The sequence below is a fragment of the Mesorhizobium sp. M1D.F.Ca.ET.231.01.1.1 genome (assembly GCF_003999155.2).
In the GTDB taxonomy this organism is placed as follows: domain Bacteria; phylum Pseudomonadota; class Alphaproteobacteria; order Rhizobiales; family Rhizobiaceae; genus Mesorhizobium.
In genome coordinates, this window is record NZ_RZOZ02000013.1 from 40247 (window position 1) to 54858 (window position 14612).

General features: G+C 64.2%; 14 protein-coding genes. 5 read left to right on the top strand and 9 right to left on the bottom strand.

Features of this window, described 5'->3' with window-relative positions:
* Window positions 1–7: 7 nt before the first annotated feature.
* The 9 genes from EN874_RS27025 to tssH all read right to left on the bottom strand — a co-directional run bounded on the left by EN874_RS27025 (window position 8) and on the right by tssH (window position 9745).
* Window positions 8–730: an ABC transporter ATP-binding protein gene (locus EN874_RS27025; protein ID WP_126085419.1), complete on the bottom strand. Its 723-nt coding sequence runs from the start codon at window positions 728–730 to the stop codon at window positions 8–10.
* On the bottom strand, window positions 727–1506 hold the full coding sequence (locus EN874_RS27030) for an ABC transporter ATP-binding protein (RefSeq protein WP_127425866.1): 780 nt from the start codon (window positions 1504–1506) through the stop codon (window positions 727–729). The genes EN874_RS27025 and EN874_RS27030 overlap by 4 nt, the downstream gene beginning before the upstream one ends.
* A 3-nt stretch (window positions 1507–1509) precedes the next feature.
* Window positions 1510–2490 carry a branched-chain amino acid ABC transporter permease gene (locus tag EN874_RS27035; protein WP_127425867.1) on the bottom strand — a complete coding sequence of 327 codons (981 nt, stop codon included), beginning with the start codon at window positions 2488–2490 and terminating at the stop codon, window positions 1510–1512.
* A 7-nt stretch (window positions 2491–2497) separates the two neighbouring features.
* On the bottom strand, window positions 2498–3364 hold the full coding sequence (locus tag EN874_RS27040; RefSeq protein ID WP_126085422.1) for a branched-chain amino acid ABC transporter permease: 867 nt from the start codon (window positions 3362–3364) through the stop codon (window positions 2498–2500).
* 180 nt (window positions 3365–3544) lie between these two features.
* Window positions 3545–4747 carry an ABC transporter substrate-binding protein gene (locus EN874_RS27045; RefSeq protein WP_127425868.1) on the bottom strand — a complete coding sequence of 401 codons (1203 nt, stop codon included), beginning with the start codon at window positions 4745–4747 and terminating at the stop codon, window positions 3545–3547.
* A 287-nt stretch (window positions 4748–5034) separates the two neighbouring features.
* Window positions 5035–5310, bottom strand: a complete 276-nt coding sequence (locus tag EN874_RS27050) for a hypothetical protein (protein ID WP_127426153.1) — start codon at window positions 5308–5310, stop codon at window positions 5035–5037.
* A gap of 90 nt (window positions 5311–5400) precedes the next feature.
* On the bottom strand, window positions 5401–6261 hold the full coding sequence (locus tag EN874_RS27055; protein ID WP_127425869.1) for a sigma-70 family RNA polymerase sigma factor: 861 nt from the start codon (window positions 6259–6261) through the stop codon (window positions 5401–5403).
* Window positions 6261–6749: a carboxymuconolactone decarboxylase family protein gene (locus EN874_RS27060; RefSeq protein ID WP_127425870.1), complete on the bottom strand. Its 489-nt coding sequence runs from the start codon at window positions 6747–6749 to the stop codon at window positions 6261–6263. Before EN874_RS27060 ends, EN874_RS27055 begins: the two co-directional genes overlap by 1 nt.
* Before the next feature lie 155 nt (window positions 6750–6904).
* Window positions 6905–9745, bottom strand: a complete 2841-nt coding sequence (tssH, locus tag EN874_RS27065) for a type VI secretion system ATPase TssH (RefSeq protein WP_127425871.1) — start codon at window positions 9743–9745, stop codon at window positions 6905–6907.
* Window positions 9746–10091: 346 nt separating this feature from the next.
* Between tssH and tssA the strand changes: the two genes are divergently transcribed.
* Genes tssA through tssE form a run of 5 tightly spaced genes read left to right on the top strand, consistent with a single transcriptional unit; the run spans window position 10092 to window position 14611 of the window.
* Window positions 10092–11288, top strand: a complete 1197-nt coding sequence (gene tssA / locus EN874_RS27070; protein ID WP_127425872.1) for a type VI secretion system protein TssA — start codon at window positions 10092–10094, stop codon at window positions 11286–11288.
* A 5-nt stretch (window positions 11289–11293) separates the two neighbouring features.
* Window positions 11294–11830, top strand: a complete 537-nt coding sequence (gene tssB / locus EN874_RS27075; protein WP_126085428.1) for a type VI secretion system contractile sheath small subunit — start codon at window positions 11294–11296, stop codon at window positions 11828–11830.
* 3 nt (window positions 11831–11833) lie between these two features.
* Window positions 11834–13339, top strand: coding sequence for a type VI secretion system contractile sheath large subunit (tssC, locus tag EN874_RS27080; protein WP_126085429.1), 1506 nt, complete (start codon window positions 11834–11836; stop codon window positions 13337–13339).
* A gap of 50 nt (window positions 13340–13389) precedes the next feature.
* Window positions 13390–13872: an Hcp family type VI secretion system effector gene (locus EN874_RS27085; protein ID WP_126101675.1), complete on the top strand. Its 483-nt coding sequence runs from the start codon at window positions 13390–13392 to the stop codon at window positions 13870–13872.
* The gene (gene tssE / locus EN874_RS27090) at window positions 13859–14611 is read left to right on the top strand and encodes a type VI secretion system baseplate subunit TssE (protein ID WP_127426154.1); all 753 of its coding nucleotides are present in this window, start codon (window positions 13859–13861) and stop codon (window positions 14609–14611) included. Before EN874_RS27085 ends, tssE begins: the two co-directional genes overlap by 14 nt.
* Window position 14612 lies beyond the last annotated feature (1 nt).

The window sequence follows — 14612 nt, forward strand, 5'->3', positions numbered from 1 at the left end:
GCGAACCTCAGATCTCGCCGCCGAGATAAAGACGCTTGACCCGGTCGTCGGTCAGCAATTCGGCGGAGTTGCCGCTCAGCGCGACGCTTCCGGTGGTCAGCGCATAGGCGCGCTGCGAGATGCGAAGCGCCATGCGAGAATTCTGTTCGACCAGCAAAACGCTGACCTTCTCGTCGCGGTTGATGGCGACGATCGAGCGGGCGATGTCCTGGACGAGCTTCGGCGCGACGCCGAGCGACGGCTCGTCGAGCAGCAAAAGCTTCGGTTTCGCCATCAGCGCGCGGCCGATGACCAGCATCTGCTGCTCGCCGCCGCTCATCGTGCCGGCGGCCTGCGAGAAGCGCTCCTTGAGCCGGGGAAAACGGCCCAGCACCATCTCCATCGAGGCGGCGATCTCGGCTTTGCTCGAGCGCGTGAAGGCGCCCATCAGGAGGTTGTCCCTGACCGTCATATAGGGGAAGACCCGCCTGCCCTCCGGCACCATGGCGATGCCCATCTTGACGATCTCGTCGGGGGCGGCGCCGTCGATGCGCCGGCCGTTGTAGTGGATCTCGCCGGACCGGATCCTGTTGAGGCCGGTGATGGCGCGAAGGATCGACGACTTGCCGGCGCCGTTGGCGCCGATCAGCGCGACGGTCTCACCCTCGTTGACCTCGAGCGAGACGCCCTTCAGCGCGTAGACGTGATCGTAATAGAGCTTGACGCCGGCGAAGTTCAGGATCTGGTTCATAGGCCGATCGCCTCGTCTTCGCTGCCGAGATAGGCCTCTATCACCTTCTCGTCGGCCTGGATTTCGGACGGCGTTCCCTCGGCGATCTTCTGCCCGAAATTGAGGACCACGATGCGGTCCGAGATCTTCATCACGGCCGGCATGTCGTGCTCGACGAGCAGGATGGTGAGGCCGAAATCACGCAAGCGCCGCACCATCGCCACCATGCGCATCGTCTCTTCGTGGTTCATGCCGGCAAAGGGCTCGTCGAGCAGCAGGATGGAAGGGTTGGTGGCAAGGCCGACGGCGATGCCCAGCGCCCGCAGATGGCCATGCGGCAGGTTGCGGGCGGTCTCATCGGCAAGCGAAGCCAGGCCGAGCAGCGCCAGGATCTCGTCGGCCGATGCGCCGAAAGCTGCCTCGTCGGCGCGCGCGGTGCCGGTGCCGAGGAAGAAGCCGAAGAGGTTCGCCTTCGAGCGCAGATGGTGCGCGATGATGACGTTGTCGCGCACGCTCATGTTCTTGAAGATCGTTGTCTCCTGGAACGTGCGGACGACGCCCTTGCGGGCGGCGATATGCGGCGCCATGCCGGAGATTCGCTCGCCTCTCAGGCGCACCTCGCCCGATGTCGGCCTGAGGAACGACGAGATCAGCTTGAACAGCGTCGACTTGCCGGCGCCGTTCGGGCCGATCACCGACAGGATCTCCTTCTCGCGCACCGAGAAGGAGACGTTGTTGACCGCGACCAGGCCGCCGAAGCGTTTGCTGAGACCGGAGACTTCGAGCATTTCGGCCATGGCTCAAGCCTTCTTGCCGGTTGAAGTCGTGAGGCTGAGCAGGCCGTTGGGCAGCACCAGCATCAGGACGATCATCAGGCCGGAATAGATCAGGAGCTGGAACTCGCCGGTCTGGAACAACAGGTCCCAGCCGAAATAGAGCACCAGCGTGCCCAGCATCGGCCCGAACACGTAGCCAAGGCCGCCGAGGAAGCAGTTCAGCATGAAGTTGACGGAATCGGTGACCGTGAAGCTCGACGGATAGATCGATTGCGAAATGGCGGCAAAGATAGCGCCGGCGACACCGCCGAAGAAGGAGGAGACGGCATAGGCGATGACGCGCAGATAGGCGATGTTGACGCCGATCGAGGAGGCAAGCTCCTCGTTCTGCTGCAGCGACTGGCACAGCTTGCCGATGCGCGAATGGACCAGCCGATACATCACGCCGAAGCACACCACCATCAGCGTGACCGCCAGCAAATAGAAGGCGAGCCGCGAATTCTGCAGCGTGGCGAAATCAGGGATGATCGTCAGGCCGAACACCGACAGCGCGCCGGGCAGCGGGATGCTGACGATGCCCTTGGCGCCGTTGGTGATCGGCAGCGCCAGCGCGAGCAGGCGCGCGACCTCGGTCAGCGTCAGCGTCACCATGGCGAAATAGACGCCGCGCAGGCGCAGGATCGGCAGGCCGATCAGCACGCTCGCGGCGGCGCAGAAGAGACCGGCGACGGGCAGCGTCAGCCAGAAGGACCAGCCGTGGTTCGTCACCAGTATGGCCGAGACATAGCCGCCCATCAGCGCATAGGCGCCCTGGCCGATGTTGATGCGGCCGATGTAGAAGGTGAGCCAGACGCCGGCGCTGGCGATGCTGAGCAATGCCACGGACGTCAGGGTGTAATAGAGGTCGATGCGGCCGCTTGCCGAGATCGCGGCCGGCACGGCGACGAAGACAATCGCCAGGAAGGCTGCGACCGAAGCGATCTTCATGTTGGAATTGCGGGTCATGGCGCGGTCAACCCCACGGCTTGCCCATCAGCCCGTTGGGGCGGATCGACAGGAACACCATCAGGGCAGCGAAGATGACGAGATAGGTGACGTCGCCATATTCGCGCAACGCGGTCAGGCCGACCGACTCCATCATGCCGAGGATGAAGCCGCCGGCGATCGCCCCGCCGACAACGCCGGCTCCGCCGATCATCACCATCAGGAAGGCCTTGATCGAAATCGGTCCGCCGATACCTGAATTGACGCCGGTGATGGTGACAAGCAGGCCGCCGACCACGCCGGCGAGCATCGCCCCCATGGCGAAGCCGATCATCGAATAGCGGTCGACCCGCACCCCCATCAGCTGGGCGGCGACGCGGTCCTGGGCGAGCGCGCGCATGGCACGGCCGACGCGGCTGTATTGCATGTAAAGCACGAAGGCAGCGATGAAGACGATGGCCAGAGCGCCGACGACCAGCCGGTCGTAAGGCAGGATGATACCGGCCTCGTTGAAGACGCCCTTGACTATCTTGGGGACGCCGCGCTGCTTTTCGCCGAAGATGAGCAGGATGATGGCGTCGAAGAAGAAGGCCGTCGCGGCGGCAAGCAGCATCGTGCTCTCCTCGCGATGGCTGCGCCGGATGACGGTTCGGAAGAGGAACTTCTCCATCAGCGCGCCGATGACGGCGAGCGTGATGCCGGACGCCAGCAGTGCCACCACGAAGGGCAGGCCGAGCTGGCCGTACACGGTATAGGTGATGAACCCGCCCAGAACATACATCTGCCCGTGGGCAAAGTTCAGCACGTTCATCAGGGCGAAGATCAGGGTGAGACCCAGCGCGATCAGCGCATACTGGGCACCGAGATATAATCCGTTGGCGATGACCTGTTCCATGGACACCTTCGATCTTCCGCGGGGCCCGGATCATTGTCCGGACCCCCGGATACGGGAGGAAGCAACCTAGGAACCCGTCTCTAGATCAGGATGACGTTTCATTGAATCGCCATCCTGATCCAACCCTTTGCTGGAGCATGATCTTCTCCGAAAACCGGTTCCCGCTTTCGGGATCATGCTCTAGTCGACGGAGCCGACGAACAGGGTCTGGAATGCGCCGTCCTTGTATTCGTTGACCACCATCGGCACGGCGAGCTGGCGCTTCTGGCCGAACGAGGTTGCGCCGACATAGCTCAGCTTGGCGTCGCCCTTCAGGAAGGGGTTGGGCGCCGAGAAAGTGTCCATGGTCTTCTTGAATTCGGCGACGTCATTGATGGCTGCCGGATTGGCCTTGAGCGTGTCGAGGATATACTCCAGCGCGTAGACCTTGGTGTTGGACTCGTCGTTATACTCGCCGAACATCTTGGTGTAGCGGGTGACGAACTCCTTCATCTCATCCGAAGCAATCTCCGGCGTGGAGGCGCCGCCGACGGAGATGAAGCCATTGGCATATTCGCCGGCGCCCTCCTCCAGAACCTTGGCGTCCTGCGCCGTCTCGGTCGAGATCAGGCCCTCATAGCCGAGCTCGCGGGCGGCGCGGATGAGGAGCGGCGCGTTGGCCGGCGCCACGCCCGACAGCACCAGCAGATCGGGCTTCAGCGCCACGATCGGCGTCAACACCGGCGTGAAGTCACGAGTGTCGTTCTGGTAGGTGTCGTTCTGGGCGACGACATCGAGCCCGAGCGCCTTGGCCGCCTCGACACCGCTGTCACGCTGGCTGAGCGGGTCGGATTCGTTCGCGGCGACAAAGGCGATCGTCTTCACGCCCTTGTTTTCCTTGAGATATTTGTAGATCGCCGGACCCGACTGGTAGTTGGCGATCATGCCAAGCACGGCGTTCGAGGCCGGCTTCTGGTAGAGCGCCTTGGGGAAGGCGTAGGGGAAATAGATGATGCCGTTTGCCTCGGCGACGGGGCGCACCGCGGCGGCGCCGTCATCGACATTCGGTCCGACCACATAGTGGATGCCCTCCTGCGCCATCTTTTCCATGCCGGCGATGGCGCGCTTGGGGTCCTTCTGGTCGTCGAAGGTGACGATGTTGATGTTGTAGGTGTCCTCGCCGATCTTGACGCCGCCTTTTTCGTTGAGCCAGGCGGCGCGCGTCTGCATCGAGCGCACATTGGAGGTGCCCCAGGCGGCGGCTGGGCCGCTGGTGACGCCAACGAAGCCGATTTTCAGTTCCTTGTTTTCGGCCTGCGCGGAAGGAATGCCAACGGCGGCAATCGCCAGGGCCGAGACGGCGCCAAGCACCATCGATTTCAGAGTCGAGCGTCGGTTGATCATTTTGCAGTTCCCCTTGGTTATCGCGCTTTGTGTTTTTGCTCGTAGGCTGCGCGGATACCTAAAGGGAAACTCACCGCGAAAGATTGTCAACATCTTTCTTGGTTATTGTATACAATTGTTGGAAGGAATGTGTGCGATGCGCGATTGCCCACGGCGAGGCAGTGCTCAAGGGGATGACCGCCGAACGGCAGCCATCCTCGGTGAACCCGATCAGCGTTCGCGGAAGAGCGAACAGAAAGGCTTGTCGACGACTGGCGCGCGCGATGAACGCGCGTCGCGGGCGGCAGCTATTTTCCGCAGTGATGGTCGTTGATCTTGTTCAACGCATTCGCGTCCGGCCCCGTCCGGTGATAGGAGCAGGCACCCGCCGCCGTGGTGACCAGCATGGCGTCATAATAGCGTGGGCCGCCGAACAGGACGTCGATGAGGTCGCCTTCGGCCGGAACATAGCGTTCTTGCTCGACAGGACGCTTGTGGTGCCGGTCGCCGGCGAACGCCGGGCCGGACACGCCAATGGCCGCAGCCAGAACGAGAGCGGAGATCGCAAGGCTTTTCGTCGTCATCGTCAGCAACCCTTCTGGCCGTCCGTACCCAAACATATAGCCAAAATCGCCAGCGCAACAAAGGTTCCGTCAGCGGCCTTGCAGGCGGAGCTATTGCAGGTGCTTCAGCTTGTCGGGGTTGCGCATCACATAGATCGCCGTGATCTTGCCGTCCTCGATGTCCAGCGCGGTCGTCTGCAGCTCGCCATCGGCCTCGAGCGTGACGAAGCCGGGCAACCCGTTGATGAAGCCAAAGCGGACAAGCTGCGAGCGATTGTCCTGAAGCCAGGCGACGACGGTCTCGTATTGCTTCATGACGGCAGCATGGCCGAAGACCGGCGCGACAGCCGCCGGGCGCTTGCCGCCGCCATCGGCATGGGCGCTGACATCGGCGCTCAGCATCGTGCCGAGCGCCTTCATGTCGCCGCTGCGCGAGGCGTTGAAGAAGGCTTCCGCAAGCTCAAGGCCGCGCTCCTTCTCGATCTTGAAGCGCGGCCGCGCCTCGCGGACATGGCTGCGGGCGCGGGCGGCGAGTTGGCGGCAGGCGGCCGGGTCGCGCTCGATCTCCTCGGCGACCTCCTCGAACTGCAGCCCGAACACGTCGTGCAGCAGGAAGGCCGCCCGCTCGAGCGGCGACAGGCGCTCCAGCGCCAGCATCAGCGGCAGGTTGACGTCATCGACCTTGTCGTCCTCGACGACCGGCTCGGGAAGCCAGGAGCCGACATAGGTCTCGCGCTGGTGGCGGGCCGATTTGAGCTGGTCCAGGCACAGGCGCGTGACGGTGCGGCGCAGGAAGGCCTCGGGCTCGCGCACGGCGGCGCGGTCGGCCCTCATCCAGCGGATGAAGGCCTCCTGCACCATGTCCTCGGAGTTGGCCACGGAGCCCAGCATGCGGTAGGCGACCCGCATGAGCTTCGGGCGCAGCGGTTCGAACACCGCCGCCGCGCCTGCGGATGACGCCGGTTCCGCCATCAAGCGGCGGCCGCCTTGCTGGCAGCCTTCGCATTGGCGGCCTTCACGGCCGCCGGGTCGACGAAGCCGCCGAAGCCGACCGCGATGCGGTTCCAGCCGTTGATGATGTTGATCATCAAGGTGATCTTCACCCGCTCCTCCTCGGTGAAATGGTCCTTCAGCGCGCCATACGCAGCCTCATGCGTATGGCCTTCGCTGATCCGCGTCAGCGCCTCGGTCCAGCCAAGCGCGGCGCGCTCGCGGTCGGTATAGCACGGCGCCTCGCGCCAGGCCGCCAGCAGATAGACGCGCTGCTCGGTCTCCCCGCGTTCACGGGCATAGGTCGTGTGCATGTTGATGCAGTTGGCGCAGCCATTGATCTGGGAGGAGCGTATCTCGATGAGCTCGGCGAGCGCCGGATCGAGGCTGGAAGCGATGGCCAAAGAGGCGCGATGCCACTCCTTCATCAGCGACGGAGCGGCGGCGAGAGGGTCAAGTCTGGCAGTCATGGTCGGTTCCTTTCGTTGGTTCCGACCTCAAGACGAGTGAGGACCCGCTCAATGTGACACGGCGCGGATCTTTTTGCGCCCCAAGCCCACTACTCGCCCGAGCCCCTACTCGCCCAAGCCCCTGCTCGCCCCAAGCCCCTGCTCGCCCCAAGCCCCTACTCGAAGAAGTAGGTGAAGCCCTCCTTGGACGCGCCGACGGTGACCTTCGTCATCTTGGCGCCCTCCAGCGCGCGGTTGAGCACGCCGCGGCTGAGCTCCGGCAGCAGCGTGTTGGTGAGGATGGCATCGATCATGCGGCCGCCGGATTCGATCTCGGTGCAGCGCGCCTTGACCAGGTCCATGACGCCGTCGCCGATCACCAGTTCGGCATCGTTGGTTGCCTTGAGGCGCCTAGCGATCTTGCCGAACTGGTGCCGGGCGATCGCCTCGATCATCGAATCCGACAGCGGATAATAGGGGATGGTGACGACCCGGCCGAGGAAAGCCGCCGGGAACACTTTCAGCAGCGGCGCGCGCAGGGCCGCATCGAGATCGTCGATGCCGGTCCGCACGGTGCCGTTCTTGGTGCGGCCCATGATGACGTCCGACCCGACATTCGAGGTGAGCAGGATCAGCGTGTTCTTGAAGTCGATCCGCCGGCCTTCGCTGTCATCCATCATGCCCTTGTCGAAAACCTGGAAGAAAATCTCGTGCACGTCCGGATGCGCCTTCTCGACCTCGTCGAGCAGGATCACCGAATAGGGCTTTCGGCGCACCGCCTCCGTCAGGATGCCGCCCTTGCCGTAACCGACATAGCCGGGCGGCGCGCCCTTCAGCGTCGAGACGGTGTGCGCCTCCTGGAATTCGGACATGTTGATGGAAATCAGGTTCTGCTCGCCGCCATAGAGCGTCTCGGCGAGCGCCAGCGCGGTTTCGGTCTTGCCGACCCCGGACGGGCCGCAAAGCAGGAACACGCCGACCGGCTTTTCCGGAGCGCCGAGGCCGGCGCGGCTGGTCTGCACGCGTTTGGCGATCATCTCCATCGCGTGGTCCTGGCCGACCACGCGCTCGGACAGGGTCGCGGCAAGCCTCAGCGCCTTTTCGGTCTGACTGGACAGCATCCGTCCGGTCGGGATGCCGGTCCAGTCCTGCACCACGGCGGCGACCGCATTGCGGTCGACCGAGGGCAGGATCAGCGGCGTCTCGCCTTGCGCCGCGGCAAGTTCCGCCATCAATTCACGCAGCCGCGCGAGGTCGGGGGCCGGAGCCGCCGGTTCCTCGGCAATTGTCTCGGCAACGGCCGCCTCGGCCTTGGCCGCTTTGCCCTTGGCTGCCTTGCCTTTCGAACCCTTGGATTTGACGGGGTTGGCTTCAGCCGCCCTGTTTTCAGGCGCCTTCGCCTCGGACGCTTCGGACGCAGCCGGCTCAGCCGCGGCGCTTTCCCCGCCGGCCTCCTCGGCCGCCGCATCGAGCGGCACGCCCTCGCCGCGCAATTTGGCGCGCAGGTCGAGGATCTCGCTCACCAGCGCTTTTTCCCGATCCCAGCGCGCTTGGGCGGCGGCTAAGGTCGTCTCGGTTTCCGCCAGCCCGGCATCGACCCTGGCCTGCCGGCCGGCGACGTCGATGCCGATCGCCGCCTCGCGGCCGATGATGCCGCTCTCGACCTCCAGCGCCTGGCGGCGGCGAAGAATGTCCTCGACCTCGGCCGGCGTCGCGTGCTGCGAGATAGCGACGCGTGCGCAGGCGGTATCGAGCAGGCTGACGGCCTTGTCCGGCAGCTGCCTGGCCGGGATGTAGCGGTGCGAAAGCGCGACCGCCGCCTCGATCGCCTCGTCCAGGATCTGGACCTTGTGGTGCTGCTCCAGAACGCCGGCGACACCGCGCAGCATCAGCACGGCCACCGCTTCCGACGGCTCGTCGATCTTGACCACCTGGAAACGGCGCGTCAGCGCCGGGTCCTTCTCGATGTGCTGCTTGTATTCGGCCCAGGTCGTGGCGGCGATGGTGCGCAGCTCGCCGCGCGCCAGCGCCGGTTTCAAGAGATTGGCGGCGTCGCCTGTGCCCGCCGCACCACCGGCGCCGATCAGCGTGTGCGCCTCGTCGATGAACAGGATGATCGGCACTTCGGAGGCCTGGACCTCGTCGATGACGGCCTTGAGCCGCTTCTCGAACTCGCCCTTGACGCTGGCGCCCGCCTGCATCAGCCCGACATCGAGCATGCGCAGGCTGACATTCTCAAGCGTCGGCGGCACGTCGCCCTGGGCGATGCGCAGCGCAAAACCCTCGACCACCGCCGTCTTGCCGACGCCGGCTTCGCCCGTCAGGATGGGGTTGTTTTGCCGGCGTCGCATCAGGATGTCGACGATCTGCCGGATCTCCGGATCGCGGCCGATCACCGGATCGATCTTGCCGTCGCGGGCGCGCTGGGTGAGGTCGGTGGCGTATTTCGCCAGCGCCGAATCCCCGCCGGGTCCGCGCTTCATCGGCGTCTCGGCGGCGGCAGCGGCAGGTGGTGAGCCGGCTTCGAGCGAGCCTTCGGTAACATCGGCGAAGCGGGAGATGACGCCGTCGGCGTCGATCTTGTCGAGCTCGGCGCTGATCTTCGACACCAGGCCTTCCAGCACCGGCGTCTTCAGGCAGGCAAGCAGGATATGGGCGCTGCGCACCTCCTCCACGCCGAATTCCAGCGTCGCCAGATTCCAGCCTTCCTGGATGGCGTGGAAGATGTGATCAGAGAACTCCTCGATCGAAGTAGCGCCGTAGGGCAGCTTGTCGATGGCGCGGGTCATGTCTGCCGAGAGTCGACTTAAATCCACTCCGGCGTCGGCGAGGATCAGCAGGACGTCCGAGCGATCGGAGAGCACCAGCTGTTCTATGAAGTGGACGAGCTCGACATAGGGATTGCCGCGCAGCTTGGCCGTGTCGGCCGCAGCCTTGAAGGCGCGCACCCCCGTGGCATTGAGCTTGGCGACCAGTTCCTTACGCTTGAAGCTCTGCGATGACCGGCGCTGTTCCATCGAACCTGCTCCCGCAATCTGCCGACCGTACCCTGCCATATAAGAGGCAGCTTGACAAAGCCGTGTGACCGGCCGTGTGACGGACAAGGCGTTTGGACCCGTCCGGGCGGCACCGCCCGGTTACAGAAGCTCTGCAATCTTGTGCAACAAACACCGGATCGCGGCCCGGGCTATGCGAGCCATTTCACATACCCGGCCCGACAATCGCGCAATGGGTTTCGCCGAAAGAGAACGGTCGCGTTTAGCTTCCGTTAGTTTTTGAGCGGCTGCTCAATTGTGGTAGAGTGAGACCGTGTGATAACGTTGCGTCACATAGGGGTCTCAGGGCCGCTGGCTGGGGGTTAGTGTGATTGATCTCGCACTCTGGCTGAATCCTCTGAACGGTGAGAATCCGTCGGGAGAGGACTTGCGCAACGACCCGGCCTTTCATGAGCTGGAGCGTCTGACCGAGCCTCAGGTCAAGGTCGTCCACGACGGCAGCAACAAGCCCACCTCGCAATCCAGCCCGGTCGACTGGGCGGGTGTCCTCGACAAGGCGGCGGAGCTTCGCTCCCGCGGCCGGGATCTGCGCCTTCTGGTCATCGTCGCGCGCGCTCTAGCCAACGAGGATGGGCTGGCCGGCCTCGCCCAGGGCCTAGCGCTGATCGCGAGGACCTTCGACCAGTACTGGGACACGATGCATCCGGCATTGCGGCCGAACGCGACACCGCGCGACGCCGCCTTGCGCCGCATCAACGCGCTGCTGGATCTCCAGAACGGCCAGGAAGGCCTGCTGGCGAACCTGCGCGAAACGATCTTCCTTTCGCCGCGCCAGGTCGGACCGATCAGCGGACGCGACCTGGAACAGGGCGCGCTCGACGAGCGCGTCATGCTGCAGGAAGCGGCTTCGGGGCTGGGCGCTTCCGAAAAAGCGGCGCTGGCGACCGCTCACAGCCAGCTCTTGAACCGGGTGCGCAGCGGTTGCGCGGCACAGATCGACCAGGCCGGCGACGCGATGACCTCGCTGCTTGCCGACGCCCGCGCGGTGATCGCAGCCCTGGACGAGGTCGACGCCGCTCTCAACAAGCGCATCGATGGCAACGGCCCGACCATCCCGGAATTGAAACGGTTCCTGCAGCGTTTGCTGACGACGCTGGAGCGGAATTCGGCTGCCGGCACTGCTGGGAACGGGGCCGCGAAGCCCGCCCAGCAGCAGGCGGAAACGGCAACGCCGGTCCGAAACGGTCATCGACCGGAAGGGACGGGCACCGAAGCGATGGGAGCCGAAACGATGGCAAGCGGCTATGCGGAACCGAGCGTCGGGCTGCCCGACCGGATCACCTCGCGCGATGACGTCGTCAAATGCCTCGACCTGGTCGTCGCCTTCTATGACCGCACCGAGCCGTCGAGCCCGATCCCGCATCTCGCCCGCCGCGTGCGCCGCATGGTGCACATGGATTTCGTGGAACTGATGGAAGATCTCGCCCCGTCGGGGCTGAAGGAATTCCGGCTGCTTGCCGGTGTCCCCGATCCCAAGAAGCCGGCCCAGAAGGATGAAAGGTAACAAGCATGCCAGCAGAGAGCAAAGCGAAGGTCATCGAAAGAAACCGCGCGCCGCGCGTGCAGATCGCCTACGACGTTGAAACCTACGGCAGCCCGACGACGATCGAACTGCCGTTCGTCATGGCCGTGATGGCCGATCTTTCCGGCGCTTCACAGACCAAGGAAGCGGTGAAGTCGGTGCTCGACCGCAACTTCGTCGAAACCGACGCCAACCGCTTCCCGAAATTCATGGAGGCCATGGGGCCGAGGGTAAAGGCGCGGGTGAAGAACACGCTGCCGCAAGCCGAGGGCGCCGAACGCGACGAGGAGCTCGCGGTCGATCTCACCTTCTCGAAGATTGGCGACTTCGCGCCGGACAAAGTCGCCGAGCAGGTGCCGCAACTGGCCGAGATCCTCAAGATGCGCCGTCAGCTCGAAGAGCTGCTCGGCTTCATGGACGGCCGCGTCGACGCCGAAAAGCGCATCGCGCAGCTTCTCAACAACGAGCCGCTGCTGAGCAAGATCGCCAGCCAGGCGCTGTCTGACGGCAAGGGCGAGGAGTAAGTCATGGCTGAACAGCAAAAGACCGCAGCCGCCACCGCCGAGGCGGAAGCGATAGACCTCGGTGAATTCAGCGGACTCCTGGAAAAGGATTTCAAGGTCAAGAAGGACGACAGCGAGAAGCTGCAGCAGCTGGTGCGCAACCTGGCTTTGGCCGCACAGTCGCGCTCCGAGACAACCACCATCTCTTCCAACGCGATCAAGTCGATCAAGTCGCTGATCGCCGGCATCGACAAGATGCTGACGACGCAGGTCAACGAGATCCTGCATGCGCCGGAAGTGCGGGAGATGGAAGGCACCTGGCGCGGCCTCTGGTATCTCGTCAACAACACCGAGACGGATACCAAGCTCAAGATCCGGGTGATGAACATCTCCAAGGAGCAGCTGGCCGACACGCTCGAAGACTACGAAGGCCAGATGTGGGACCAGAGCCCGATCTTCAAGAAGGTCTACACGGACGAGTATTCGATGCTGGGCGGCGAGCCGATCGGCTGCATCATCGGCGCCTACGAATTCTCGAACCATCCGCGCGACGTCGGCCTGCTGCGCAACATTTCGGGCGTCTGCGCCTCGGCGCACACGCCCTTCATCGCCGCCGCCTCGCCGCGCCTGTTCCGCATGGACAGCTGGCAGGAACTGCCCAATCCGCAGGACCTGCAGATGATCGTCAACAACCCGGCCTACGCCTCGTGGCAGTCGCTGCGCGAGAGCGAGGACGCCCGCTATATCGGCCTCACCATGCCGCGCGTGCTGGCACGGCTGCCGTACGGCTCGGAGACCGTTCCGGTGAAAGGCTTCACCTTCGAGGAGGAGGTGGGCGGCGACCACAACAAATATGTCTGGATGAACGCCGCCTTCCCGATGGGCGTGAACATCAACCGCAGCCACAAGCTCTTTGGCTGGGGCACGCAGATCCGCGGCGTCGAGAACGGCGGCACTGTGCTCAACCTGCCGGTGCACGCCTTCCCGACCGACGACGGATCGATCGCGATGAAATGCCCGACCGAGGTCGCCATCGACGACCGGCGCGAGGCGGAACTGGCCAAGCTCGGCCTGATGCCAATCCTGCATCGCAAGAACACCGACCTCGCGGCCTTCATCGGCGCCCATTCGCTGCAGGACGACGAAACCCGCGCCGGCCGCCTGGTCGATCCCGACGCGCAGTCGAACGAGCGGCTCAGCGCCAACCTGCCCTATCTTTTCCCGGTCTCGCGCTTCGCACACTACCTGAAGGCGATCGCGCGCGACAAGATCGGCTCGTTCAAGGAACGCACCGACATGGAGATCTGGTTGACCGAGTGGATCAACCGGTACGTGCTGGCCAATCCAGCCTTTGCCGACGACAAGGCGCGCGCCAAGCGCCCGCTTGCCGCGGCCGAGGTCCAGGTCGACAGCGTCGAAGGCCGGCCCGGTTACTACAATGCCCGTTTCTACCTGCGTCCGCACTACCAGCTGGAAGGCATCAACGCCTCCCTCCGGCTGGTGTCGGAACTGCCGTCAGTGAAGGGCTGAAATCGCAAGCAGAGTCATCTTGTTTCGTTTGAAAGCGGTGGAGAAAGACAATGCCGACAACAGTGAGAACCGATGGGCCTTCGACGAAGATCGATGGTTTTTTGAAAGTCCCGGACATCAAGGGCCCGAGCAAGCGCGACGGCCATGAAGACGAGATCGAGATTCATGGCGTCGACTACAAGATGGTCGCGCCCTACGACCCCAATTCGCTGTCGCGCCGCGGTCGTGTGTCGATGGGAATGATCAAATTCATCAAGCACTACGACAAGTCGTCTCCCTACCTGAAGAAGGCGCTTTTCGAGAACAAGGCGCTCGACGAGGTGGTGTTTTCGGCACGCCGCACCATCGACGGCGAGACCAGCGACTATCTGGTGGTGACGCTCACCGACGCCTCGATCATGGAGTACGACATGCGACAGGCCGCCGACGAGGCCGACCTGATCGAGGAAGAAGTCAGCTTCGCCTACAAGAAGATCAAGTTCGTCTATGACAAGGACGACGAGATCGAAATGGATGTCTATGTCGGCAAGTGAGGCCAAGCGGCCCGGCGCGAAGGCGCAGCTTGCCGGCAGTTCCCGGGCAAAGCGCGAGGCGGTCCAACCCTCCCTGTGGGACCGCCTCATCAACGACTTGCCCGGCCTGACCTCGGAGATCGACGGACTGCGCCGGCTGCTGGAAGAAGAACTCGCCGCCGAGCGCGTCGAGGCTCTTCTTGCCGGCAGCGCGCGCGCCATCGATGCCGACGCGGACCTCACGCCCGACCAGAAGCGGCGCCTGCAGCGGCTGATCTTGCAGACCGAGCATCGCGCCGAGATCGAAAGCCGCGGCGTGGTGGTGTCGGCGCGGGTGCTCAAGGAAGCCGTCCGGCGCGACATCGAAGCCCTCTTCAATACCGAGCGTTTTGAATCCGTTCCGATGCTTTCCGATGCCGAGCACGAGCAGCCATTGGACGAACTGCCGTCGCTCGCCGATTTCCCGGAAGTGCGGCGCAGCGTCGTCAACTATGGCGTGCCGTCCTTCTCCGGCCGCTCCTCACGGGACTTCGACCGCGATACTCTGGCGCGCGAGATCCGCGCGGTGCTCGCCACGTTCGAGCCGCGCCTCAAGGAGAGCGCCACGACGGTCAATGTCACTCTGGGCGACAAGAGCGTCGGCCTGAAGATCGAGATCGACGCCGTGCTGATCATGACGCCGACGCCGGAACGCATGCGGCTGCGCACGACGATCAATCTCGACAACGGCCTGGCGCGAACCGAATTCCGGGAGACCTGAG